Annotated in this window: 25 protein-coding genes and 1 pseudogene; 8 read left to right on the forward strand and 18 right to left on the reverse strand. The window is 66.8% G+C overall.

The genetic code is table 11. From position 1 onward, the window contains the following. Nucleotides 1-49: 49 nt before the first annotated feature. The 13 genes and pseudogenes from EET10_RS03180 to EET10_RS03225 form a co-directional block, all read right to left on the reverse strand. Nucleotides 50-1,000 carry a crotonase/enoyl-CoA hydratase family protein gene (locus EET10_RS03180; RefSeq protein ID WP_051490225.1) on the reverse strand — a complete coding sequence of 317 codons (951 nt, stop codon included), beginning with the start codon at nt 998-1,000 and terminating at the stop codon, nt 50-52. Between the two features lie 76 nt (nt 1,001-1,076). Beyond that, nucleotides 1,077-1,244: a hypothetical protein gene (locus tag EET10_RS29450; protein WP_167480122.1), complete on the reverse strand. Its 168-nt coding sequence runs from the start codon at nt 1,242-1,244 to the stop codon at nt 1,077-1,079. A 340-nt stretch (nt 1,245-1,584) separates the two neighbouring features. Beyond that, entirely contained in the window at nt 1,585-3,591 is a 2,007-nt protein-coding gene (locus tag EET10_RS03185) for a prolyl oligopeptidase family serine peptidase (protein ID WP_246013596.1), read from the reverse strand. Nucleotides 3,592-3,819: 228 nt separating this feature from the next. Then, nucleotides 3,820-4,017 carry a zinc-binding dehydrogenase gene (locus EET10_RS31540; protein ID WP_211187886.1) on the reverse strand — a complete coding sequence of 66 codons (198 nt, stop codon included), beginning with the start codon at nt 4,015-4,017 and terminating at the stop codon, nt 3,820-3,822. Continuing rightward, a complete protein-coding gene (locus EET10_RS31545) occupies nt 4,017-4,334 on the reverse strand; it encodes a zinc-binding dehydrogenase (RefSeq protein WP_211191050.1) in 318 nt (105 codons plus the stop codon). The genes EET10_RS31540 and EET10_RS31545 overlap by 1 nt, the downstream gene beginning before the upstream one ends. A 184-nt stretch (nt 4,335-4,518) precedes the next feature. Continuing rightward, a pseudogene (locus EET10_RS32135) lies at nt 4,519-4,836 on the reverse strand (alcohol dehydrogenase catalytic domain-containing protein); the annotation flags it as partial. 110 nt (nt 4,837-4,946) lie between these two features. Then, on the reverse strand, nt 4,947-6,014 hold the full coding sequence (locus tag EET10_RS03195; RefSeq protein WP_063466997.1) for a zinc-binding dehydrogenase: 1,068 nt from the start codon (nt 6,012-6,014) through the stop codon (nt 4,947-4,949). Between the two features lie 20 nt (nt 6,015-6,034). After that, nucleotides 6,035-7,183, reverse strand: coding sequence for an acyl-CoA dehydrogenase family protein (locus tag EET10_RS03200; RefSeq protein ID WP_036398767.1), 1,149 nt, complete (start codon nt 7,181-7,183; stop codon nt 6,035-6,037). After that, nucleotides 7,176-7,952 (reverse strand): enoyl-CoA hydratase/isomerase family protein, encoded by a 777-nt coding sequence (locus EET10_RS03205; protein WP_036398766.1) that lies wholly within the window; start codon nt 7,950-7,952, stop codon nt 7,176-7,178. The genes EET10_RS03200 and EET10_RS03205 overlap by 8 nt, the downstream gene beginning before the upstream one ends. Continuing rightward, on the reverse strand, nt 7,949-8,983 hold the full coding sequence (locus tag EET10_RS03210) for a zinc-dependent alcohol dehydrogenase (protein ID WP_099187985.1): 1,035 nt from the start codon (nt 8,981-8,983) through the stop codon (nt 7,949-7,951). The genes EET10_RS03205 and EET10_RS03210 overlap by 4 nt, the downstream gene beginning before the upstream one ends. After that, nucleotides 8,980-10,131 carry an acyl-CoA dehydrogenase family protein gene (locus tag EET10_RS03215; protein ID WP_063466950.1) on the reverse strand — a complete coding sequence of 384 codons (1,152 nt, stop codon included), beginning with the start codon at nt 10,129-10,131 and terminating at the stop codon, nt 8,980-8,982. Before EET10_RS03215 ends, EET10_RS03210 begins: the two co-directional genes overlap by 4 nt. Nucleotides 10,132-10,141: 10 nt before the next feature. Next, a complete protein-coding gene (locus EET10_RS03220) occupies nt 10,142-10,996 on the reverse strand; it encodes an amidohydrolase family protein (protein ID WP_051490223.1) in 855 nt (284 codons plus the stop codon). Beyond that, a complete protein-coding gene (locus tag EET10_RS03225) occupies nt 10,993-12,168 on the reverse strand; it encodes an acyl-CoA dehydrogenase family protein (RefSeq protein ID WP_051490222.1) in 1,176 nt (391 codons plus the stop codon). The genes EET10_RS03220 and EET10_RS03225 overlap by 4 nt, the downstream gene beginning before the upstream one ends. 55 nt (nt 12,169-12,223) lie before the next feature. Between EET10_RS03225 and EET10_RS03230 the strand changes: the two genes are divergently transcribed. The 5 genes from EET10_RS03230 to EET10_RS03250 all read left to right on the forward strand — a co-directional run bounded on the left by EET10_RS03230 (nt 12,224) and on the right by EET10_RS03250 (nt 15,764). Continuing rightward, entirely contained in the window at nt 12,224-12,826 is a 603-nt protein-coding gene (locus EET10_RS03230; RefSeq protein WP_167480123.1) for a TetR/AcrR family transcriptional regulator, read from the forward strand. Nucleotides 12,827-12,894: 68 nt separating this feature from the next. Beyond that, on the forward strand, nt 12,895-14,418 hold the full coding sequence (exaC, locus tag EET10_RS03235; protein WP_036398758.1) for an acetaldehyde dehydrogenase ExaC: 1,524 nt from the start codon (nt 12,895-12,897) through the stop codon (nt 14,416-14,418). Next, nucleotides 14,418-14,906 (forward strand): DUF779 domain-containing protein, encoded by a 489-nt coding sequence (locus EET10_RS03240; protein WP_036398756.1) that lies wholly within the window; start codon nt 14,418-14,420, stop codon nt 14,904-14,906. Before exaC ends, EET10_RS03240 begins: the two co-directional genes overlap by 1 nt. A 20-nt stretch (nt 14,907-14,926) precedes the next feature. After that, a complete protein-coding gene (locus tag EET10_RS03245) occupies nt 14,927-15,205 on the forward strand; it encodes a putative holin (protein WP_036399587.1) in 279 nt (92 codons plus the stop codon). Next, complete coding sequence (locus EET10_RS03250; protein ID WP_036398753.1) at nt 15,198-15,764, forward strand: hypothetical protein; 567 nt, start codon at nt 15,198-15,200, stop codon at nt 15,762-15,764. Before EET10_RS03245 ends, EET10_RS03250 begins: the two co-directional genes overlap by 8 nt. Here EET10_RS03250 and EET10_RS03255 read toward each other — a convergent pair. From EET10_RS03255 to EET10_RS03265, 3 genes are all read right to left on the reverse strand, one after another. Continuing rightward, nucleotides 15,761-17,053, reverse strand: a complete 1,293-nt coding sequence (locus tag EET10_RS03255) for a PPE family protein (RefSeq protein ID WP_122501895.1) — start codon at nt 17,051-17,053, stop codon at nt 15,761-15,763. The two genes, EET10_RS03250 and EET10_RS03255, sit on opposite strands and share 4 nt — an antisense overlap. 371 nt (nt 17,054-17,424) lie before the next feature. Continuing rightward, a complete protein-coding gene (locus EET10_RS29085) occupies nt 17,425-18,588 on the reverse strand; it encodes a hypothetical protein (protein WP_136624707.1) in 1,164 nt (387 codons plus the stop codon). 366 nt (nt 18,589-18,954) lie between these two features. Further along, a complete protein-coding gene (locus EET10_RS03265) occupies nt 18,955-19,698 on the reverse strand; it encodes a hypothetical protein (RefSeq protein WP_122501897.1) in 744 nt (247 codons plus the stop codon). Between the two features lie 350 nt (nt 19,699-20,048). Between EET10_RS03265 and lpdA the strand changes: the two genes are divergently transcribed. Further along, entirely contained in the window at nt 20,049-21,443 is a 1,395-nt protein-coding gene (gene lpdA, locus EET10_RS03270; protein ID WP_036398751.1) for a dihydrolipoyl dehydrogenase, read from the forward strand. Nucleotides 21,444-21,451: 8 nt separating this feature from the next. Further along, complete coding sequence (locus EET10_RS03275; protein WP_036398749.1) at nt 21,452-21,727, forward strand: hypothetical protein; 276 nt, start codon at nt 21,452-21,454, stop codon at nt 21,725-21,727. Between the two features lie 4 nt (nt 21,728-21,731). On the opposite strand, the gene EET10_RS03280 is transcribed toward EET10_RS03275, so the two are convergent. Next, on the reverse strand, nt 21,732-22,298 hold the full coding sequence (locus tag EET10_RS03280; RefSeq protein WP_036398747.1) for a carboxymuconolactone decarboxylase family protein: 567 nt from the start codon (nt 22,296-22,298) through the stop codon (nt 21,732-21,734). After that, nucleotides 22,295-23,719: an acetate metabolism transcriptional regulator RamB gene (gene ramB / locus EET10_RS03285; protein ID WP_036398745.1), complete on the reverse strand. Its 1,425-nt coding sequence runs from the start codon at nt 23,717-23,719 to the stop codon at nt 22,295-22,297. Before ramB ends, EET10_RS03280 begins: the two co-directional genes overlap by 4 nt. Before the next feature lie 163 nt (nt 23,720-23,882). On the opposite strand from ramB, the gene EET10_RS03290 reads away from it, so the two are divergent. Beyond that, nucleotides 23,883-24,680 (forward strand): acyl-[acyl-carrier-protein] thioesterase, encoded by a 798-nt coding sequence (locus EET10_RS03290; protein WP_036398743.1) that lies wholly within the window; start codon nt 23,883-23,885, stop codon nt 24,678-24,680. Nucleotides 24,681-24,954: the final 274 nt, after the last annotated feature.

The following is a 24,954-nucleotide window of genomic DNA, read 5'->3' on the forward strand; positions in this document are numbered from 1 at the left end:
CGGGCATAGCGTCGGCCGTCGTATTCAGTCACATTCCTAGCCCGTCTCACTATGCATTGCCATCAGGGATGATCACGTGGTTCGGGTCGGGACGCAGCTCCGGCGGAGCCTGGCTGTAGTCGCCGAAGGGGCCGTCGCGACGCTCGATCGCGGCCCGCACCCCCTGGGTTTCGGCGGTCTTGATGAACTCGAGTGCGTCGGGGGTGTTGCGCATCAGGCCGTCGAGAATGCCGCCCAACGTCTGGGTGGACGCCAGTCCCATGTTCTCGTAGGCCTGGTTGACGATCAACTTCTGTGCCTGTAACTGCGACAACGGGATTCGCGCCAGCTCGGCGGCGATCTCGGCGACCCGCGCCTCGAGCCGTTCGAAGGGCACCGCCTCGTTGATCAGCTCGACCTCGGCGGCCTGGACACCGGTCAACGGCCGGCCGGTCAGCGCGTGCCATTTGACCTTGGCCAAGCTCAGCCGGTACAGCCACATCCCGGTCAGATAGGCCCCCCACATGCGGCTGTACGGGGTGCCGATCACGGCGTCGTTGCTGGCGATCACGATGTCGGCGCACAACGCATAGTCGCTGGCGCCGCCCACGCACCAACCGTGCACCTGCGCGATCACCGGCTTCGACGCCCGCCAGATCGCCATGAACTTCTGGGTGGGGCCCGTCTCGCGGGCGCTGACCATCGCGAAATCCTTACCCGGATCCCACGTGCCGGCGGTCATCATGGCCTCACCCCAGTGCTGGAAGCCACCGCCGAAGTCGTAACCACCGGAGAAGGCACGTCCGGCGCCGCGCAGCACGATGACCTTGATGTCTCGGTCACGCTCGGCCAGCCCCACCGCCGCCTCGATCTCGTCGGGCATCGGCGGAACGATGGTGTTGAGGTGTTCCGGGCGATTCAACGTGATGGTGGCGACCGGCCCGGCCGTGGAGTAGAGCAGCGTTTCGAAGTCGGGCACAGGGCGGGGAACAGGCCGGGCATCGGGCCGGGAAAAAGACATAGCCGAAGCGAAGCCGCTGAGGGACTTCAATGTCAAGCGCTCGTCATTGCGAGGCGCACGGGACGCCTTGCGCTTCTTACGCTTCCATGTCGCGCCCGGATCGCCATGTGAGCAGCCAACGGATCAGCAGGGCGACGACAAGGACGGCCGACGCTGCCCACACGTACTTCTCGTACCGCTGGAAATCCGCGTAGATCGCCCCGATGTGATCACCGGCCAGACCAACACCCACAGAGTGACCCACGCGGCGCCCCCCAGCGCGTTGAACGCCAGAAAACGCCACCAACCCGTGTGGGCTGCCCCGGCAACGACACCGTTGGCCCGGCGGAGCCCGTCGATGAACCGCGCGCCGGCCACGAAGATGGCGCCGCGCCTGGCGAAGAAACGCTCGGTGGCGGCCACCCGCACCCTGCACTCCGACCAGGACGATGATCGCCGCGTAACCGTCACGGTCCACGACGGGTGCAAGCGAGTGAAGTACACCGGGCAGTTGCGCAGCCATGACAACCGGGGTCCCCAAAGATGCGTGGCGTTAGACGTCGCGACCGCGACCATCCGCCATCGCGGCTGCCCTGGCGACCGGGCTACCGGCCGCCGCCCAGCATCCGGTGCAGGAAGGAGTAACTCAACGCCGACTTGAAGGCCAGCTGCTCGTTGTCGGCCGCGCCGGCGTGTCCGCCCTCGATGTTCTCGTAGTACCAGACTTGATGGCCCGCGGCCTCCAGGGCGGCGGTCATCTTGCGGGCGTGGCCCGGGTGGACGCGGTCGTCGCGGGTGGAGGTGGTGATGAGCACCGGCGGGTACTTCCGGTCCGCTGAAATATTTTGGTAAGGCGAGTATTCGGAGATGAATTTCCAGTCGTCGGGGTTGTCGGGGTCGCCGTATTCCGCCATCCAGGAGGCTCCGGCCAGCAGCAGGTGATAGCGCTTCATGTCCAGCAGCGGCACATCGCAGACCAGCGCGCCGAACTTCTCCGGGTACTTGGTCAGCATGATGCCCGTCAGCAGCCCGCCGTTGCTGCCGCCCCGGGCGCCGAGCTGCTCGACCGTGGTGAGTTCTCGTTTCACCAAATCCGTTGCAACTGAGGCGAAGTCCTCGGCCACCTTGTGCCGGTCAGCGCGCATCGCCTGGGTGTGCCAGCCGGGTCCGTACTCGCCGCCGCCGCGGATGTTGGCCAGCACGTGGGTGCCGCCGCGGGCCAGCCACAACCGGCCCAGCACGCCGTCGTATGCGGGTGTCCTGGGCACCTCGAATCCACCGTAGCCGCTGAGCAGCGTGGGGCCGGGTCCGTCGGTGTCCGCGGGCCGTACGACGAAATACGGAATGGCCGTCCCGTCGTCGGACTCGGTGAAATACTGTGCCACCGTGAGGTTTTTGGCATCGAAGAAGGCCGGCGCGGACTTGATCGGGGCGAGTTCTCCGTCGTCGGTGCCGCGCAGCAGTCGCGACGGCGTGTCGAATCCGCTGGAATCGAGGAAAAATTCGTCACCGTAGCTGTCGGCGGTGACGACGACGGTGTGGGTCGCCGCGGGGATGCCCGACAACGGATCGCGGCGCCAGTCGCCAGGGGTGGCGATTTCGACGCGGCTGGCTACGTCGGCGAGCGTCACGATCAGCAGCCGATCGCGGGTCCACGTGTACTGATACAGGGCGGTATGTGGGTCCGGCTCGAATACCACTCGCAATTGCGCTGTGCCGGCAAGGAATTCATCGTAGCGAGCAGCCAGTAGGGAACCCGCGGTATAGGTGGTGGCGCCGACCGCCCAGTCGGTGCGCAGTTCGATCAGCAGCCACTGGCGGTGCACCGACACGCTGGCGTCGGTGGGTGCATCGATACGGATCAGCTCCGCGCCGCGCAGCTCGTAGACTTCGTCGTTCCAGAAGTCGAGGGCCCGCGCAATCATGGTGCGCTCGAACCCGGGGGTGCGATCCACCGATGCCATGACGCGGACGTCGGCGCGGGTGCCCTCGAACACCGTCTCCGCGTCAGCCAGCGGGGTGCCCCGGCGCCATCGCTTGACGACGCGAGGGTAGCCGGATTCGGTGAGCGAATCGGCGCCGAAGTCGGTGCCCACCAGCACGGTATCCGGTTCTTGCCAGGCGATCTGGGACTTGGCTTGCGGCAGCTCGAATCCGCCGTCGACGAATCGGCGTGTCCGCATGTCGAATTCACGCACGACCGATGCATCCGACCCGCCCGGGGAGAGGGCCACCAGGGCGAGGGTGTGGTCGGGTTCGATCACGCCGGCGCCGGCCCACACCCATTTCTGGCCGTCCACACGACCGAGTTCGTCGACGTCGATCAGGACATCCCATTCCGGGTTGTCGGTGCGGTAGCTGTCCAGCGTGGTGCGCCGCCACAGCCCCCTCGGGTTGGCGGCGTCGCGCCAGAAGTTGTAGAGGTAGTCGCCGCGCCGCACCACGTAGGGGATTCGGGTGTCGGTGTCGAGCACCTCGAGTGCCTCGGTCCGCATCCGCTCGAACTGCTCACCGCCGTACTGCGCGAGGGTTCGTTCGTTGCAGGCGCGCACCCAATCAAGTGCTTTCTCATCGGTGACTTCCTCGAGCCAAAGATAGGGATCAGTCCTCACGAAGGCCATTGTGATGGCAGCCGCTGGCCCACGATGCAGCGGCCGCGCACCGGTCCCGGGGCCCGCTGTGACGAAGGAGCAGTGGTTGTGACCGGATCAATGGTCTTCGCCGCCGCATCTCGGCAGCGCAACGGCATGGACCCGAGGCAGGGCCGGCCGTCGACTGTGGCCAGGCCGAGGGGGAATCGGCTGGGCTTGCGGCTCTTGCGGCCCGGCACCGCAGGTCGATCAAGGGATCAAGACAAGCTTGCCCTGGGCGGCGGCGGTTTCGAGCAACTCATGTGCGCGACGCGCGTCGGCCAACGGTATGCGTTGTGCGACGACCGGATGAATACTGCCTTCGCGCAGCAGCCGGATTAGCTCGAGCAGATCGTCACGGAACCAGTCGGGATGTCGGTCGCGCAGCTTGGCGATCCGGTAGGTCATTACGTGCCGCCCAGACTAGGCGAGACAAGCCCGCCAAGCGCGGCAGCGCCCGCCCAGGCGTAGAACCGAGCCGAACCGCGCCAAGTGCGGCGTCCGCGGGCAACGGTCGAGTAGTGGCCGAAGAGCACCAGCCGACCGCCGCGCCGCAATGCGCGAAGAGAACGAAACGACAGCGATCCGCCGATTCCATCGAGCGCGACGTCGACCCCGCCGCCGGGCAGCTCGCGCACGCATCGGAGAAAATCCTTGCGGGTGTAGTCGATCGCCACACCGCCGAGTCGCTCGACACGCGCAGTCCGCGGTCGACGCCGTCCCATAGACGCGGAGGTCTGCAGGCTTGGCGAGCTCGAGTAATGCGACCCCCACCCGCCCCGCGGCCCCGTGGTAGAGCACGGTTGCCCCGGGCTGAGCTTTCGCCGCGCGATGGATGAGCTGGTAGGCGGTCAGGTACGGGAAAATCACGCTCACCAGCACGGCCGGGTCGACATCATCGGGCACCTTGATCGCCAATGACTCTGCAACGCAGACGATCTCGGCGTAGCCGCCCCGGACCACCAGCGCGGCGACACGGTCTCCGCGCACCAGCGTCGAGCATCCCGGACCGATCCGCTCGACAACGCCGGCGAACTCATACCCAGGGGTAAAGGGCGGCTTGGGTCCGCCTGGATAGGTCCCGGCCCGAAGCAGCGTATCCGTGAATGACACGCCCGCGGCCAGCACGCGAACGGAAACCTGGCCTGGACCCGGGACGGGTTGGTCCTCCTCGACGACGCTGAGGACCTCCGGCCCCCCGTAGCGTGGCACCACTACGCGCTTCATCTTCGAACCGTAGCTTTCGCTGATGAGGGTAGGAAGTGCGCTTCGACCCCAGCGCGTTAACGGCGGCCGGCGCGACCGGGCGCCAGGCGCACAGGCCGACACGCGACGCTTCAGCTCCCTTCGGCGGAGAAGGTGACGATCGGGCGGGGAGAGCGGTGGTCGGCAAGTTCGGTCAGGGCGTCGTTGGCGCCGGCGAGATCGAACCGCCCGCCCGTGAGCTTGTCGAGGCGCAGCCGCCCCTGGGCGTAGAGGTCGACGAGGATAGCGAAATCGCGCCAGGGGTCGGCGGAGCCGTAGATCGAGCCGGTGAGCGTCTTTTCCATCAGGAAGTGGAACGGCGACACGGTGATGGTCGCCGCGAAGCCGGGCAGACCGACAACGACGGCGGTACCGCCGGGGTGGACGACGTCGAGCAGCCGTTCCATCGCTTCCGGTGCGCCGGTCGCTTCGATCGCGACGTCGACGCCGCCGGCCGTGCAGTCGACGATCCGATCGACAGTGTCGATCAGATCCGTGGCGCCGAGCTCGGCGGCCAGCGCGCGGCGAGCGGCTATCGGGTCGGCCGCGAAAATGCGTCTGGCGCCGGCGATGCGAGCGCCTTGGATGGCCGACAGGCCGACAGCACCGCAACCGAACACCGCCACGGTGTCACCGGTTTTCACGGCTCCCGCGTGCACCGCGGCGCCAAACCCGGTGGTGACGCCGCAGCCGAGCAGACACAGCCGTTCCAGGTCGGCGCCGGTCGGCACCGGCACGGCGCACGCCTCGGGCACCACGACCGCCTCGGCCAGGCAGCCCAGACCCATGTAGGCGCCCATGACCGTGTCGGCCCGAGACAGGTGGCCGCCCGGCGGGCTGGTGGAAAGCCGCTGGCAGAGCTGGGGACGGCCCTCCAGGCAGCGCGGGCAGCGACCACAGCGCGGCGTCCACGACAAGACGACGGGCGTGCCGACCGCGATGCCGACGCCCTCCCCGACGCAGTCGACCACGCCGGCGCCCTCATGGCCGAGCACCGCCGGGAAGCGCAGACCCTCGCCGGTCTGCGCAACGTGCAGATCGCTGCGGCACATGGCGGTGGCGCGCATCCGTACCGCCACCTCGCCGGGACCGGGCCCGGCGAGCTCGAGCTCCTCGACGCGCAGCGGCGAGCCGGGCGCCTCGATCACCGCGGCCTTCACCACTGCGTTCGGTGCATTCGTCATGGGCGAAACCCGCCGGTGAGCGCCTTGGCGATCAGCTCGCGCTGCACCTCGTTGGCGCCCTCACCGTATTCGAGGACCTTGCAGTCCCGGTAATAGCGCTGCACTGCGCTGTCGAGCATGAAGCCGTGGGCGCCGTGCAGATGCATGGCCCGCTCGGCGATCCAGGTGGCCGCCTCGGAGGCCACCAGCTTGGCGATCGAGGCGTCGGTACCGGCCTCGCGGGCGGCCGCCAGCGTGGTCGCCGCGCCGTAGACCAGGGCGCGGGCGGCGCGCAGCCGGGCTGCCATGTCGGCGAGCGTGAACCGCACGCCCTGCAGCGCGGCCAGTGGCGCGCCGAACTGCTCGCGGCGCGCCACGTGGGTGATTGCCGCGTCCAGTGCGGCGCCGGCAAGCCCCAGGGCCAGCGCCCCGCCGTAGACGCGGCCGCGGGACAGTACCGGCAGGCATTGGCGCAACCCGTCGTCTTCGTCGCCGACGAGCCGGTCGGCGGGCACCGGGCAACCGTCGAAATGCAGCTCGGCCAGCTCCGCGGGGTGCATGCCGACCTTGGCCATCGGCCGGCGGGTCAGCCCCGGCGTGTCGCCGTCGACGACGAGCACCGACAGGCCCCGTAGCCGGCCCGGTTCGTCACCGGTGCGGGCGACGACGAGGATGACGTCGGCGAACGTGCCGTTGGTGATGTAGAGCTTCGACCCGTCGAGCAGGTAGTCACCACCGTCACGGCGCGCCGCCAGGCGCACCCGGGTGACGTCTGCACCGGCGTCGGGCTCGGCGTAGGCCCACGCCGCGGTGGTCTGCCCGGCCAGCAGCCCAGGCAGGAACCGCCCGCGCAGCGCGGGCGCGGCGACGTCGGCGAGGGCGGCCGCGGCCAGCGCGGTGTGCACATAGATGCCCAGCGCGACCCCGGCCGAGGCGCGGGCCAGCTCCTCGATCAGGATGCAGCGCTCGACCGGGCCGCCACCACAGCCGCCGTCCTCCTCGGCGAACCCGACGCCCAGCCAGCCCAGCCGGGCAAGCCGCGCGAAAAGCTCGGTGGGGTAACGGTCTTCGATATCCCACCGACCGGCATGCGGCGCGATCTCGGTGGCGGCGAACCGGGCGACCTCGACGCGGAACGCCTCCTGTTCGGCGCCGAGGTCACTCACCGGTGAACTCCGGGCGGCGGCGCTGTTGAAAGGCGGCCACACCCTCGCGGTGGTCGGCGGTCTGCAGGCATTGCACCTGGGCGAAGATCTCGAATTCGAACTCGCCGTCCATGTCGACGCCCAGCGAGCGGTGGATTGCCCGCTTGGTCCACGCGTGCGCCACCGGCGCACCCGCGGCCAGCTGCTCGCTCCACCGCCGCACCTCGTCGGCGAAGTCATCTCGCGGCACAACCCGGTGAACCAAGCCGAGTTGCAGGGCCTCCTCGGCCGTCACCAACCGACCCGTGAGCATCAGCTCACTGGCCGCGCCCAGGCCCACCAGGCGCGGCAGGAACCATCCCGCCGACATGTCGCAGCCGGCCAGCCCGATCGGTGTGAACGGCGAGCCGAGGCGGATACCGTCGGCCGCTATCCGCAGATCGCATGCCATCGCCAGGCCTAGGCCGCCACCGACGGTGTCGCCGTGCAGCGCGGCGATGACGGGTTTGTCCATCGCGACGATCGCGCGGACCGGGTCGAGGTAGCGCCGCACGACCCGTTCCCACTCCTGGGCGTCCCGCTCGAACATCTCGGCCTGGTCGGCCCCCGCGCAGAACGTCCGACCGGCCCCGGCCAGCACCACGACTCGCGCCGACGATGCCGCGGCCTCGGCGAGGACGTCGACCAGCCGGTCGACCATCGGGATGGAAAGAGTGTTGAGCCGGTCGGGACGGTTGAGTGTCACGGTGGCCACCGCACCGGTGACGTCGAACTCGACCTCGGTAGTCATCGCGTCCCGTTCTGCGGTGGGTGCGGCGTGATGACGGTGCGTGCCGGGCACGCCGGCCGGTTGAACACGTCGGGTGCCTCGTCGAGGTCGACGCGGCGGCTCACCGAGCGGGACACGTCGAGGCGTCCGGCTGCGACGAGCGCGAGGGCGGCGGCGATGTCGGTCCTCGTGGACCCGAACGAGCCGCGCACCGCCAGCTCCATGCCGACGAACCGGATGATCGGGGGGAGTCGTGGGCGGTCGTGGCCCACCCCGACGACGACGAGGCGGCCACCGGCGGTCAGGGATTGCAGGGCCAGCTCGACGGTGTCGGCGCGGCCGACGAACTCGAACGCGGCGTGTGCGCCGCCCGCCAGGGCCCGCAGCTCGCGGCCCGGGTCGGCCACTGCGGCCGGGTCGAGCACGTCGTCGGCCCCGGCCGCCAGCGCCAGCGACCGCGCCTGCGGGGACGGGTCGGCGGCGACCACCCGGCCGGCGCCCATCAGCCGAGCCAGGGCCACCGCATGCAGCCCGAGGCCGCCGGTGCCCACTACCACCACCCGCTCGCCCGGCCGCACCGCGCCCACCGAGTCCAGTGCGTGAAACGGCGTGGCGATGGCGTCGGTGGCGATGGCTCCGATCTCCGGTTCGACCCCGTCGGGCAGCGGCAGCAGGCAGGACGCCGGCGCGGCTAGGTACTCGGCGAACCCGCCGGGACGGGCCATGCCGAATCCCTGCGGCCGGGTGCAGCGGTTGTCGTGCCCGCTGCGGCAGGCCTCGCAGCGGCCGCACACCACCTGGCCGTAGCAGACCACGCGGTCACCGACCGCGACGCCATCAACATCGGGGCTGATCTCGACCACGCATCCCGCCGTCTCGTGGCCCGGGATCGTTCCGGCCGGCACGCCGAGCTCGCCGGCCACCAGATGGTGGTCGGTGCCGCATACCCCGGCCGCCGCGACCTCGATGACCACCTCGCCGGGGCCGGCGGGGGGATCGGCGACCGTCTCCAGCTTGACCACGCCCGGTTCCCGGAACACCACTGCTCTCATCGCAACCCCAGGTAGTGGCTGACGATATTGCGCTGGATCTGGCTGGTTCCGCCGCCGAGCTCACAGCCGCGGGCCTCGAGGAACCTACGCATGAACGGTGAGTCCGCCTGGTAGCCGCGAGCCCCGGCGGTCTGCAGCGCGGCCTCGGTGGCCCGCACCGCGACGTTGTTGGCGACCATCTTCGCCATCGACGCCTCCAGCGGGCACGGACCCTCGACGTCGCGCTTGCGGGCGGCGCCGTACACGAGCAGCCGGGCGGCGGCGATCTCCGCGTGAGCGGTGGCCAGCGGGTGGGCGACGGCCTGAAACTGCCCGATCGGCTTGCTGTACTGGTGGCGGGCGCGGGCATAGGCGACCGCGTCGTCGACCGCGGCCTGTGCGACGCCGACGGCCTGGGCCGCGTTGGCGAGCCGTTCGGGGTCCATCAGCCGGGCGAGGTTGCGCCATCCTTCGCCCTCGGCGCCGAGCAGCGCGTCGTCACTCACGACCACCGAGTCGTAGCCGACGTCGTCGACCGGCAGACCGCGCATCGCGGCGAACTCGCGCCGCTCGAAGGTCAGCCCAGCCACGGGCGGCTCGACGAGGAACAGGCTGATGCCGCGGTGCCGCGAGCCGGGGTCGGTCGCGGTGCGGGCCGCGGTGATCAGCACCTCGGCCCGCTCGGCGCCGCTGATGGGACCCTTGCGCCCGTCGATGCGCCACCCCCCGTCGACCCGGGTCGCGGTCGTCGTCATCGCCGCAAAGTCCGAACCGGCCCCCGGCTCGGACATGGCCAGCGCGAATCGCACCGCGCCCGTGGCCACGGCCGGCAGCAGCCGCTCGCGTTGGGCTGGTGAGCCGCAGATCTCCAGCGCGTGCGAGCCGAAGATCGTCGCGGTGATGTACAACGTCGCCAGCGAGATCGTCGTCTTGGCGACCTCCTCGACGAACACACACAGGTCGGTCACGGTGCCGGCGCGCCCGCCGTGCTCGACCGGCGCCGGGATGCCGCACCAACCCCGCTCGGCGCAGGCCGCCCAGAACTCCTCGGGGTATTCCCGGTCACGCTCGAGCGCGACGACGCGGTCCGGGGGGTAGGCATCATCGAGCCACTCGCGCACCTCGGCCCGCAGCCGGCGCTGTTCGTCGGTGAGGAAGACGTCGATCATCGAGCCCGCCTCAAACAGGGATGCCGAACACTCGGGCGGCGTTGGCGCGCAGGATCTTTCGGGTCGCGCTGGCAGAGAAGCCGCAGTCGAAGACGTCGTTGACCGTGCGGTCGAACGGCAGCAGCGGGTAGTCGGTGCCCCAGATCAGCTTGTCCTGACCCCAGCCGCCGGCGAACTCGCGCAGCGACGCCGACCAGCGGCGGGCCGGCCGGGCCGACGTCTCGACATAGACGTTGGGATGCTTCCAGGCCAGGATCATCATCTCCTCCTCCCACGGGTTGCCGACGTGGGTGCCCACGATGGTGAGCTCGGGGAAGGTGAGCGCGACCTCGTCGAGGTAGATGGGCCGCCCACACTCCGAGGGCAGCAGCGGGCCGGTGTGACCGACCTGGATGGCCACCGGGATGCCGTACTCGCAGCAGGCGACGTAGATCGGCCAGTACATCCGGTCGGTGGGCGGCGGTGCGGTCGTGCGGCCGTCGCCGTACTGGTAGGGCTCGAGGCGCACCGCCCGCATGCCCAGCTCCTCGACGCAGCGGCGCAGCTCCCGCATGGCCGGCACCGGGTCGCGGATGTCGACGGTGCAGCAGCCGATCAGCCGGTCCGGCGCCTTGGCGACGTAGGCGGCGGTCTCGTCGTTGTCGACGACCCAGGTGTCGAGGAACTTAAACGACGACGCCACGCCCCACTCGACTCCGGCGGCGTCCATCTCGGCCAGCACCTCGTCGAGGGTGAATCCCCGCCGAAACCGTTCGGCCACACCGTATTTGGCGAAGATATGCCAGAACGGGTCAGGCCAGCGATCGGCGGCGCCCGGCCCGCAGATCGTCATCCAGGCGTCGATCGCGCCCACGCGTTCACTCACGACTTCTCCCTTGCTCGGTCGAGTGCGCGGGCGATGAGCTCGCGCATGATCTCCGACGTGCCGGCGCCGACGGAGAACCCGGCGACGTCGCGGTAGTAGCGGGGCACCGGGGACTCCTCCATCTGGCCGAAGCCGCCGTGCAGCTGCAGCACCTCGGCGGCCACGAATTGGGCGGCCTCGGCGGCGGCCAGCTTGGCCATCGACACCGCCACCTCGGCGGCCGGGTCGCGGCGATTCAGCAGGTCGGCGGCCTGATAGGTGAGCAGCCGCGTCGCCTCCAGCCGGGTCGTCATCTGGGCAAACCGGTGCCGCCACGCCTGAAAGTCCCACAGCGCGCGGCCGAAGGCACGACGCGTCCTGGCATAGTCGAGGCCGATCGTGATCAGGTGCTCCATGGCCCCGACCGCGAACGCGGCGATCACCAGTCGCTCGCCGGCGAAGTGCGACAGGATGTAGCGAAAACCCCACCCCTCCTCGCCCACCAGGTTCGCGGCCGGGATGCGGCAGTTGTCGAAGAACAGCTCGCCGGTATCCGACGCCCGCGCTCCCAACTTGTCCAGGCGCCGGCCGACCGAGAACCCCGGCGTGTCGGTCGGGAACACCACCAGCGAAATGCCATGCGGCCCCGGCTTTCCGGTGCGCACGGCCAGGGTGAGGAAGTCGGCCCGGGTGCCGTTGGAGATGAACGTCTTCTGCCCCGAGATGACGTACTCGTCGCCGTCGCGGCGCGCCCAGGTGGCGATCGAGGCGACATCGGAGCCCGCGCCCGGCTCGGAGACGCCGATGGCGCCGATCAGCTCGCCGCGGATCGCGGGCGCCAGGTAGGCGGCCTTCAACTCGTCGGACGCCTCGTCGGCGATGGCCGACAGCGCGAACTCCGACTGGGCCATCAGCCCGACCGCGGTGCCGATCGAGTCGCATTTGGCCAGCTCCTCACACAGCACCACGGTGGCGAAGTAGTCGAGGCCGCTGCCGCCCCACTGCGGCTCGTACCGCAACCCCAGCAGCTCGGCCTGCGCCGCCCTGACATACAGATCGCGGGGGAAGACGCCGGCCGTCTCCCACTCCTGGGCGTGGGGCCGCATCTCGCGCGCCACGAAGGCGGCCACCGCGGCGCGGAAGGCGTCGTGGTCGTCGTTCAGGTACGCCGACGGTTGACGCGGATATGTCATCGACTGACCAAAATACAAATCTGGTCAGTATTCGTCAACCGCTATCATGACGGGCATGGCCCCAGTCGTCGCCGGCCCACCACCGCGCGAGCGTCTGGTGGCGGCCGCCGAGGAGCAGTTCCGGCGTTTCGGGTATCGCAGGACCACCATCGACGACATCACTCGTCGGGCCGGCACCGGCAAGGGCAGCCTCTACCTGCACTTTGACTCCAAGGAATCCGTTTACCTCGCGGTCATCGAAGCCTCCCTCGAACGCTTCGTCGCGCGGGCCACCGCCGCGCTGCACGCCGAGGGCACCGTCCCCCGCCGGCTCGCCGCCCTGACCCAGGTGACCGCCGAACATTACGGGCACGACGAATTGCTGCGCGCCTCGTTGCTCGGTGACTCGAACCTGGTTGACGGCCGGCCCGCAGCGCTGGCCGCCGACATCCAGCGCAGCCGCATCAGGGCGGTGCTTACCGAGATCCTCCAGGAAGGCCGCCGCGACGGAACGTTGCGCGCCGACATTGATCCGGAAACCAGCGCAGCGGTGCTGTTCGAGATGGGATGGGGCGTGGTTCGGGCCGGGATCGAAGAGGCCAGCGGGGTACCCCTCGAAACGGCCCTGACCACCCTCAACCACATCGTCGGTCGGGGCATCCGCGCCGCACGGCCCTGACCACCTCCAGAGGTACCGCCACAGCGCTACTGTGAGCTGTATTACATGACTAGCGAGGAGCCGAGCAGATGACTGTGTTTGCACGTCCGGGTTCCGCCGGTGCGCTGATGTCGTATGAATCCCGGTACGAGAATTTCATCGGCGGCGAATGGGTCGCACCCACCCAGGGCCGCTACTTCGAAAACCTGACGCCGGTGACGGGTCAGCCGTTCTGTGAGATACCGCGATCCGACGAGGCCGACGTCGACAAGGCGCTCGACGCCGCGCATGCCGCGGCGCCGGGGTGGGCCAAGATCGCGCCCGCCGCGCGGGCGGCGATCCTGAACAAGATCGCCGATCGCATCGACGAAAACCGGGCCGCCCTGGCGGTGGCCGAAGTGTGGGACAACGGCAAACCGATCCGGGAGGCGCTGGCCGCCGACATCCCGCTGGCCGCCGACCACTTCCGCTATTTCGCCGCGGCGATCCGCGCCCAGGAGGGCTCGCTTTCCCAGATCGACGAGAACACCGTCGCCTACCACTTCCACGAGCCGCTCGGAGTGGTCGGGCAGATCATTCCGTGGAACTTCCCGATCCTGATGGGCGCCTGGAAGCTGGCGCCGGCACTGGCCGCCGGCAACACCGTGGTGCTCAAACCCGCCGAACAGACCCCGGCGTCCATTCTGCACCTGATGTCGCTGATCGGTGAGCTGCTACCGCCGGGAGTGGTCAACATCGTCAACGGATTCGGCTTCGAGGCCGGAAAACCGCTGGCGTCCAGCAACCGGATCGCCAAGGTCGCCTTCACCGGCGAGACCACCACCGGACGCCTGATCATGCAATACGCCTCCCAGAACCTGATCCCGGTCACCCTGGAACTCGGCGGCAAGAGCCCCAACATCTTCTTCTCCGACGTGATGGCCGCAAACGACGATTTCCAGGACAAGGCGCTGGAGGGCTTCACCATGTTCGCGCTGAATCAGGGCGAGGTGTGCACCTGCCCGTCGCGCAGCCTGATCCAGGCCGACATCTACGACGAGTTCCTGGAGCTGGCGGCGATCCGGACCAAGGCGGTCCGCCAGGGCGATCCGCTGGACACTGAGACGATGCTGGGCTCGCAGGCCTCCAACGACCAGCTCGAGAAGATCTTGTCCTACATCGAGATCGGCAAGGAGGAGGGCGCCAAGATCATCACCGGTGGCGAGCGCGCCGACCTCGGTGGCGACCTGGCCGGCGGCTTCTACGCCCAGCCCACCATCTTCGCCGGCAACAACGCGATGCGGATCTTCCAGGAGGAGATCTTCGGACCGGTGGTGGCGGTGGCGTCGTTCCGGGACTACGACGATGCGATCGAGATCGCCAACGACACCCTCTACGGCCTGGGCGCGGGCGTGTGGAGCCGCGACGGCAACACCGCCTACCGCGCCGGCCGCGACATCCAGGCAGGCCGCGTGTGGGTCAACTGCTACCACGTATATCCATCGCACGCGGCCTTCGGCGGCTACAAGCAGTCCGGCTTCGGCCGCGAGGGCCACAAGATGGCGCTCGAGCATTACCAACAGACCAAGAACCTGATGGTGTCCTACAGCGACAAGGCGCTCGGGTTGTTCTGATGGTTGCGCCGCCCGGTGTGGTCATCACCGCGTCGGCCGCCGAGTTGCTGGCCCGGCTGCACGACCGGCACGGTCCGCTGATGTTTCACCAGTCCGGCGGCTGCTGCGACGGGTCCTCGCCGATGTGCTATCCGCAAGGGGACTTTCTCGTCGGTGACCGCGACGTCCTGCTGGGCGTGCTCGATGTGACGGAACCGGGCGTGCCGGTATGGATCTCGGGTCCGCAGTATCAGGCTCAATATCGAGAGCAGCACACCCAACTGGTGATCGACGTGGTGCCGGGCCGCGGCAGCGGGTTCAGCCTGGAAGCACCGGAGGGGGTGCGTTTCCTCAGTCGCGGCCGGGTCTTCACCGACGAGGAGAAGTCCGCGCTGGTAGCAGTTCCGGTGATCACGGGTCTGGCTTACGCGCGCGGCGAACGGCCGCCGGTACGAGGTGAAGTCGTGGCCGACAACGCGCCGGGAGCGTGCCGGGCCACTCGGGGGTGACCGCAGTAAGGTCGTACAACGTGATTCCCCTTCCGCGAGCGCGGCTGTTGACCAGCGCGTTGCTGGTCGGTAATGCGGTCGGCTTGCTGGCGGGGGTGGCGGGAACCGTGCTGGTGCATACTCCGATCCGGCCAGATCTGGTCATTGCGCTGGTGGTCGCGATTCCCAGCGTGCTCGGGCTGGCGATCATCCTGTTTTCCGGGCGCCGTTGGGTGACGACGCTGGGCGCGTTCATCCTTGCGCTGGCGCCGGGCTGGTTCGGTGTGCTGGTGGCAATCGAGGTGGCATCCGGTGGCTGACAAAGAGGTTGACCAAGATCACGTTTCAGACCCGGGGACGGCTCCGTTCGTGCCCGATTTCGACACCGGCTCGGAGCCCTTGCCCGTGTTAGCCGCCGAAGCCGAGAAGGCGGACTCGGCGACGCAGCTTAGGGAGGAACCTGAAAGCCCGTCGTCCACCCCGACCGTCGCGGAGGCACACACCGACACGTCGACGGGCGAGCCGGCTGCCGCACCGGTGCAGGTGCCCGGCCGCTACCAGTATCTGAAGTGGTGGAAGTTGTTGCTGGTCATCCTCGGCGTATGGTTCGGCGCGGCCGAGGTCGGGCTGAGTCTGTTCTATTGGTGGTATCACACGCTGGACAAGACGGCGGCCGTCTTTGTCGTCCTGGTTTATGTCGTCGCGTGCGCCGTGGGTGGCTTGATTCTGTCGATGGTGCAGGGTCGGCCCATGATCGCGGCATTGTCAATTGGCGTGATGTCGGGGCCGTTCGCCTCCGTCGCCGCTGCGGCACCGCTGTACGGCTATTACTACTGCGAGCGGGTGGGCCACTGTCTGGTCGGCGTCATCCCGTACTAGATGCTCGCGAGCACGGTGTGGGCAGCGTCGAGCAAACCTGGCTGCCAACCGGTCGGCAGCATGGGGACCTGCGCGCCACCACCTGACTCGACGCCGCCGATCGTGGCCAACCCGCCGGCCTGCATCAGCGCGCCGGTGGGTGTGGTCCCGGCGAACCCCATCGCGCCAGCACCCTGATCGGCAGCCGCCACCGGCGCCGATATGGTCGGCGCGCCCCCGGTCGTTACTGCCGATACCAACGGGGCTTGCGGCAATACCGCCGATGCGCCCGCCAACGGCCCCAGGGTGCCAACAGCCCCACCCGCCGCCGGCGCGGCGGTCAGCGCAGCCACGCTCGAGTCGGCAGCAGCCAACGTAGCCGTCGACAGCGCCATTCCCCCAGCAACTGACGTCGACAAAGCCGGAATAAGACCGAAACCGGCGCCGCCGAGAATCCATTCGAGGATCGCACCTGCGACGATGAGAGGATCTGTCAGTACCTGCCAAGCCAATGACAAAGGGAAAAAGTACCAGATTAGGAGATAATTCTCCAGCAAAACAAGGGCGGCGGCAAAGTGGCCAGTCAAAAGGAACCAAAGCGCTTTGATAAAGAATTCCGGTCCCCATAAAATCAACAAAAATGACTCAAAGATCGCCAGTACGCTATTGAACCATTCGCTCACAATTAATAGCAGTAGCTCATTCAATAATCTATCAATCGGGTCGGGAAGGGCGGCGGCTCGGGCGACGTTGCCGGCGATAGCGGCTCCGGGTTTGACGATGACCGGTGCCGGACTCGTGCATGGTACGGATGACAGGAGAGCGGCAGTGGACATTTCGTAAACGCTCATCGTGGTGGCGGCTTGGATCCACATCCGCGCGTAGTCGGCCTCAGTCAGGGCGATGGGGATGGTGTTGAGGCCAAAGAAATTCGTCGCCACCAACACGGCGTGGGTGGCGTGGTTAGCCGCCAACTCGCCTAGCGTCGGCATGGTCGCCAAGGCACTCACATAGGCCGTCGCCGCGGCCTCATGAGCAGCAGCGGCTTGCGTACTGTCGGCGCTGGCCTGCAGCAACCACGCCGTGTACGGCGCGTAGGCCGCGATGCAACACCCCGCGGTGGGACCGTCCCACGTGCCGGCTTGCATCGCAGCGAGCACCGCGGTCAATTCCTCAGCAACCGACCCATACTCCGCACTGAGCGCTGCCCAGGTTTGCGCCGCGGCCTGCAACGAACCCGGTCCGGGGCCCGTATGAAGTAATGCAGAATGCACCTCCGGCGGCGACGCCGACCACAGCGGCGCCGTCACTTCGCACCACCTGCGAGCGCCTTCGAGACCATGGCGGCATCGCGGGCCGCGAAGCCACCAGCGTGTCGATGAGCGCCGATCCGCCAGCGGCCCAGTACCTGGCCTGCGGTTCTGTTCGCCGCGGCTTGCGCGGTGCTCGGCGATATCGGACTGCCCGCGGGGGCGCCCGGCGTGGTGGTCGCTGGCGTAGCAGCGGGGTCGGTCGTGCTCCGGATAGCACGCAATGACTCCCGCGCGGCAACGACGGCCGCCGGGGATGTCGGACCCACCGGATACGTCATTTCACTACTCCCGTTCGCTGGTGCACCTGGCAACCGATTAGACCACCAAAAAACAATTAGCTCGCCGAAGTATTTAACCGCCAGCGATGTTCAATTGTTATCGGTGGAACCTGCGTTATTGAAGACGTCGGCTACGGTAACATAATTGTCGCCGACGCCGACTAGATTGCTATATTCCAACGCCGAAAGCGCCGCCACGCTCATACCGTGGTAGTCGGGTGTGTCGGCGTAAGGGTCGATCAACGGGATCTGCATTGAAGACGGCTCGGTATTCACCTCATAGTCGACCGCGTTATAGTCAGGAATATTATTGTTCGAGAGGTTCGAGAGGTTATCGTTGGAAGGGCTGTTACCGAGAGTAACGAAGACGGAATTATCTTCTTCCCCACTCAATACCATCGCGTCCGACTCAGAACTGTCACGCTGGTCTGACGCAGAAATCTCAGGCAAATTCGCGCGCAGGGTAGTTAAATGGTCGTCAATGTTGTCTCTCGAAAATCCGACTTTGCTCCCACCCACCTCAGGGTTGAATTGGTTGAGCTGGTCCTGTAATTCGTCCAGCTCATACCTGAATCTACTGGCGAAACTCTCATCTACCCAACCGACGTCGGGTATGAAATATGGAGTCTCTGCTGTTCTTGTCGAGGATACGTTCGTTGGAGTGAATACGCTTCTGAACTCCGCTTCTGCTTCCGGTGTGTCGATTTCCTCGAATATCCTTCTGACTGTTTCCACGGGATTAGTAGGTTCGAATGATTCGCTCGATGATTCTTCAAACTCATCGAGATGGACCGGAAGATTTCGTACGGCCTCGGATTCTTCAGATTCAGAGAGGAGCGCCAGGGCGCGTATCGGCATGGGCTCGGGGATGCGGATGCGTGCCGTATGAGGATTGGTGGTCGCGTTGTTTGACGGCGTTTCTCCCATGCCATCTGAATCGTCGGTGGATGTGGTGACAGAACCGCCAGGGTCCTCTGATGTGCAGGTATCGAGTTTGAATACCTCGTGAGCATTCAGCGTGATAGCGAGTCGGCCTACGCCGAGCTGAGAACTCGTCACCGATTCGGGTGCCGCGACATCCAGGTTGGCACCGGCGGCGCTGGTCAGGGCGAGTGCTCCCAGTGCGACGCCGGCCACCCGGGCGCGTTGCCGCGGCGATTTGCCTGCTCGGGATTTACCGCGACTCGCCGCGCGATTCAGGCCGTCGGCCTTGGCGTCGCCGTGACAACTGGCGGCTTCTCGCTTAGCCGACATGTGCCACCACCGTGTGCATCGCCGGTGCGGCAGCGGCGTGCGCGGCCGCCGGTCGAGCGCTCGGCACCGCTACGGCGCCAGCCGCGCTCGCCATGTCGTCAGGGACGGCCCACAACATCACCGCCACAACCCCTTCCAGGTCATCTCAGACTGTGAAGCTGACGCCGCCGGATTCCGCGACGTCATACGGATATATTGTATAGGATACAACTGTATTGGGACATAGTTGCACAAGTCACCTGTGCGGCCAGCTGTCGGTGCCGGATTATCGACCCGGCTGCTGGCGGCGTCGCTGCATCGACCGACGACGTTTGCAGAGAGACGCTGCGGCCCATCGTCGTCGGGCGCAGTCGCGTACGTGGGCAGTTATCCGCGAAGGCCCCCGACCCCGCTGAGTTCAGCACCAAGTGTGGTCCTCTTGAGGTCGGGATATGCGCGCGCCGCGTAATACCGCACCAATGCAGGCAAGTCGGCGACCCGCACAACCAGGCTCTCAAATGGCGACAGCGATATCGCAACCATGTGCCCTTCGGCCCGGTCAACCTCGGTTGGCGCAATCAGCACTACCCCTCGCAGGGTGGGCCGTGCTATCGCGGGTGAGAAGAAAGGCGAGACGATGCCCTTCAATAGCCTCAGCTCGGATTCGGGGCAGTAATCCGCCGGATTGATCCGGCAATCTTTCACGGCACGTTTGGCAAGTCCCAGTTCCGCTGCGACGCGGTGTAACAACCGGCGATTGATGGTGAAGTCGCCCGCCCCGGTGAACAGAAAATGCTGGTTATCCAGCCGCACCGTCATCGTCTTGTTGACCAGTAGCACGCTGCCGTCGAGCCCACCCGCTATCAGGGTCTGCTTAGTGCTGGCTTTCACGGAGGGCGGATGGCGAATAATCGTGTGGAAAATACCCAGTCTGGAAATGAGGAGATGCAGGAGCTCGATCGCGGGACAGGAAAGAGTCGCGACATCGAGCAGATTTTCACGCCGCTTCAGTTGGGCCGTCGCCCCGGCGTCGGGCAGCCTCGCCCAAACCTCCTCAATCGGCGGCAGCGTCGCAATACAGCGTTCGATCGTGGTGAACGACCACGATGGCAGCCCGCTTACGGCGAGCATCGTGGCCGTGGTGGTGCCGCTGTCCCGGGGACGGCCCGGCGATCCGCCGGGCCGCGACGATGCTCGCAGATATCGGTGATTCCCATTGCGCTCATTTCTTCGATCGTGTCAATTCTAGGGTCGCGGCCCCGGCCTCCGCGGCTGAATCGGCGAAGTAACTAGCGTCCGCGGCCGATCGGACGGGCGCAGGCAGCTCCCGGTGCCCGCCGAGTACGGCACCGTCACGGCCGCTGACGGAATCGCGGCGGCTATGCCAGTCGCCGCCGCAGTGCCGACGGCTGTGGGATCGCCGCCGCGACTGCCCGTGACTCGATCCCTGCCCAGGCATTGCAGCCGTTAGGGTAGTGCCCGTGACTCACTATGACGTCGTCGTCCTCGGGGCCGGTCCGGGCGGATACGTGGCCGCCATTCGTTGCGCGCAGCTCGGTCTGAACACCGCAATCGTCGAACCGAAATACTGGGGCGGCGTCTGCCTCAACGTCGGCTGCATCCCGTCCAAGGCGTTGCTGCGCAACGCCGAACTCGTGCACATCTTCACCAAGGACGCCAAGACTTTTGGTATCAGCGGCGAGGCAACGTTCGACTACGGCGTCGCCTTCGACCGCAGCCGAAAGGTGGCCGAGGGTCGCGTCGCCGGGGTGCACTTCTTGATGAAGAAGAACAAGATCACCGAGATCCACGGCTACGGCAGGTTCACCGACGCCAACACGCTCTCGGTCGACCTGAACGACGGCGGAACCGACACGGTGACCTTCGACAACGCCATCATCGCCACCGGCAGCAGTACCCGGCTGGTGCCCGGCACGTCGCTATCGGCCAACGTGGTCACCTACGAGGAACAGATCCTGTCCCGGGAGTTGCCGAAGTCCATCATCATTGCCGGAGCCGGCGCCATCGGCATGGAGTTCGGCTACGTGCTGAAGAACTACGGCGTCGATGTGACGATCGTGGAATTCTTGCCGCGGGCACTGCCCAACGAAGACGCCGAGGTCTCCAAGGAGATCGAGAAGCAATTCAAGAAGCTGGGAGTCAAGATCCTCACCGGGACCAAGTGCGAGTCGATCACCGACAACGGCTCAGGGGTCACCGTGGTGGTCAGCAAGGACGGCAAATCCGAGGAGCTCAAGGCCGAGAAAGTATTGCAGGCCATCGGTTTTGCGCCCAATGTCGACGGCTACGGGCTGGACAAGGCCGGCGTTGCGCTGACCGACCGCAAGGCCATCGGCATCAGCGAGTACATGCAGACCAGCGTTTCGCACATCTACGCCATCGGTGACGTCACCGGGCAGCTGATGCTGGCCCATGTCGCCGAGGCCATGGGCGTTGTGGCAGCCGAAACCATTGCCGGCGCAGAGACTTTGGCACTGGGCGACTACCGGATGTTGCCGCGTGCGACGTTCTGCCAGCCCCAGGTCGCCAGCTTCGGGCTCACCGAGCAGCAGGCGCGCGACGAGGGTTACGACGTCGTGGTGGCGAAATTCCCCTTCACCGCCAACGGCAAGGCGCACGGCCTGGGCGACCCCAGCGGTTTCGTCAAACTGGTGGCCGACGCCAACCACGGCGAGCTGCTCGGTGGGCACCTGATCGGCCACGATGTGTCCGAGCTGTTGCCCGAACTCACCCTGGCACAGAAGTGGGATCTGACGGCCACCGAGCTGGCCCGCAACGTCCACACCCACCCGACCATGTCGGAGGCGCTGCAGGAGTGCTTCCACGGCCTGACCGGGCACATGATCAACTTCTGAGCCACCCGATGATTCGCACCGAGACTCTCCTGGGCGGCATCGGCGGTGTGGCCACCGGCTATGTGCTGTGGCTGGTGGCCATTTCGATCGGCGAAGACCTCACCACAGTGAACAGCTGGAGCAAAGCGGTGTTGCTGCTGTCGGGAGTGCTGGCCGTCTGCGCCGCGCTGGGCGGCTTGCTGCTGCGCTGGCGCAGTAACCACCTGTGGGCGGCCTTCGTGTTCGGCCTGCCGATTCTTCCGGTGGTGCTGACGTTGGCCGTGCTGGCCGACATCTACCTCTGAACCGCTAGCGCGGGTTGTCCAACGGAATGTTGAGCGCCGTTATCGTCGCCGCGAGCCCGTCGTATTGGGTTGCCAGCATGCAGAATTCGATCAGCTGACGCTGTTTGAGGTGGGCCGCCAGCTGCTGCCAGGTGTCGGTGGTGATCGACCGGTCCTTGATCAACTCGTCGGTCGCCTTCAACAACGCCTGCTGCCGCGCGCTGAGTACCTTTCGGGGCCCGTCGCCCTCCGGAACGTCCGGCCACGCGAAGATCGTGGCCTGAGTCTGCGCATCCAGCCCCGCGGCGCGCGCCATCCGGCGATGGTGCTGCAGCTCGTATTCGCACGATCGCAAATGCGCCACCCGCAGAATCACCAACTCGGTGTCGATTCGGGGCAGCCGTCCGCGCAGCAGCCGGCCGCCGTAGATCAGCCAGGCCCAGAACAGCGACTGGCGGTAGCCCAGTGTGGTGAACAGGTGCATCTCCGGTGCACGGACCGCACGGGCTCCCAGCTTTGCGAGGACCCAGTTGACCGGTCCCAGCTGGCGTAACCGGCCCGACGGGATGCGCGCGACCTGGTCCCCGGTCATGGCTGCTTGACCAGGTAGGGCGACACGGTACTGCGATGCTCGTCGAGGTCGAGCGCGCGGCCCAGCGCGGGGAAGGCCCGCTGCGGACAGTTGTCGCGTTCGCATACCCGGCAACCCGCGCCGATCGGTGTTGCGGTGATGTTCGGATCCCCGGACAAGTCGAGTCCTTCCGAGTAGACGAGTCGGTGCGCGTGGCGAAGTTCGCAACCCAGTCCGATCGCGAAGGTTTTACCGGGCTGACCATACCGGGCGGCGCGTCGCTCCACGGTGCGGGCCACCCACATGTAGTTGCGCCCGTCGGGCATCTGGGCGATCTGCACCAGGATCTTCCCCGGATTGGCGAACGTCTCGTAGACGTTCCACAGCGGGCAGGTTCCGCCGCTGGAGGAGAAGTGAAAACCCGTGGCCGACTGGCGTTTCGACATGTTGCCGGCGCGGTCAACCCGGATGAAGGAAAATGGCACGCCGCGCATCGACGGCCGTTGCAGCGTCGACAGCCGGTGCGCGATGGTCTCGTAGCTCACCGAGTAGAACGCCGACAGGCGCTCGACGTCGTAGCGGAAATTCTCGGCGACGTCGTGGAATTGGCGGTAGGGCAGCACCGCGGCCGCCGCGAAGTAATTGGCCAGCCCCAGCCGGGCCAGCGTGTGCGACTCGTCGCTGGTGAACTTGCCCTCTTCGACCAGGGTGTCGATCAGGTCGCCGAATTCGAGGTACGCCAGCTCGGCGGCCATCTTGAACAGCTGCTGGCCGGGCGCGAGGTGATTGCTGATTTCCAGCGTCTTGGACGCGGGGTCGTAGCGGTGCAGCACGCCGTCGCCGAGGTCGATCCGCTTGTTGATATGGACGCCGTGGACCTCGGTGAGGCGGCGCGTCAACTCGCGGCCCAGGTCGCCGTGGTGCATCCGCATCTGGACCGTCAGGTCCTCGGCGGCGGTGTCCAGCTCGTGCAGATAATTTTGGCGCTGATAGAAGTAGTCGCGGACTTCCTCGTGCGGCATGGTGATCGACCCAGTGCCACTGCCGTCGGAAAACCGCTCCTCGGTGGCGGCGGCCAGCTGCGCGGTGGTGATGCGGTAACGCCGGTGCAGATTGACCATCGCCCGCGCCAGGGTCGGGTGTGCACCGACCATTTCGGCGACCTCGGTCGGGTCCACGTCAATATCCAGGTCGCGGTCCAGGGTGACCTCCCGCAACTCGGCGACCAGCCGGGTGTCGTCCTGGGAAGCGAAGAAGGTCGCGTCCACCCCGAACACCTCGGTGATCCGGAGCAGTACCGCCACCGTCAGCGGGCGGACGTCGTGCTCGATCTGGTTGAGGTAGCTCGGCGAGATCTCGAGCACCTGGGCCAGCGCCGCCTGGCTGAACCCGCGTTCGCTCCGCAGCTGGCGGACCCGGGAGCCGACGAACGTTTTGGACACTTCAATGAGCGTACCGGCTGTGCGAAGCCATGTTTCGCAGAGTTCGCATATCCGCGCCGGGCGGTGTTCCGATTGGTGTTTTCAACGCGTCGTTGGCATGATTCGCATCAGCCTCTCAGGGTAAACCTGGGGTTCGCACAAGGAGGGAACGGGGAGTAGAGCCGTGAGCCTGGACAAAGAATTGATGCCGGTGCCGGACGGTCACCCCAGCGTGTTCGATCGCGAGTGGCCATTGCGTGTCGGCGATATCGACCGCACCGGCAGGTTGCGGTTGGACGCGGCGTGCCGGCATATCCAGGACATCGGCCAGGACCAGTTGCGCGAGATGGGTTTCGAGGAGACCCACCCGTTGTGGATAGTCCGGCGCACCATGGTGGACATGATCCGGCCGATCGAGTTCCAGGACATGCTGCGGTGTCGGCGCTGGTGTTCGGGAACCTCCAACCGGTGGTGTGAAATGCGTGTTCGTATAGACGGGAAGCGCGGACGCGGCCTCATCGAGTCCGAGGCGTTCTGGATCCACGTCAACCGGGAAACCGAGATGCCGGCGCGTATCGCCGACGACTTCTTGGCAGGGCTGCACAAGACCACCTCCGTTGACCGGCTGCGGTGGAAGGGCTACCTCAAGCCCGGCAGCCGTGATGACGCCACCGAAATCCACGAATTCCCGGTCCGGGTCACCGACATCGACTTGTTCGACCATATGAACAACTCGGTGTACTGGAGCGTGATCGAGGACTACCTGGCCGGCCACACCGACCTGTTGGCGGGGCCGTTGCGGGTGACCATCGAGCACGAGGCGCCGGTGGCGCTGGGCGACAAACTGGAGATCATCTCGCACGTTCATCCGCCCGGCTCGACCGAGCAATTCGGCTCCAGCCTGGCCGACCGGACTGTTACAACGCTCACATATGCGGTTGGCGACGAGACCAAAGCCGTCGCCGCCATCTTCGCCCGCTAAGGCCGGTCCGTTACCGGAAATCCACGTGTTGACCTGCGGCTTTGCCGTTACTGACAGGTAAGTTCTGTAACGGTTCAGTTCAGCGGTGACTTTGCAAAATTAGCAAAATCGCCGAAAGTCATTGCTGAACTTGGCAAATGAAATGGGTAGACCAGGTTAGCTGGCTGTGCCATGGTCGGATTAGCACACCAGTGAAGCTGGGCCCTCCGCACCGTCGCGGTCGCGCTGTGGTCTCAGCAGTCCAGCAAATTGAGTGACCGTTAGGAGCAGTCCA

Source organism: Mycobacterium pseudokansasii, from assembly GCF_900566075.1.
GTDB lineage: Bacteria > Actinomycetota > Actinomycetes > Mycobacteriales > Mycobacteriaceae > Mycobacterium > Mycobacterium pseudokansasii.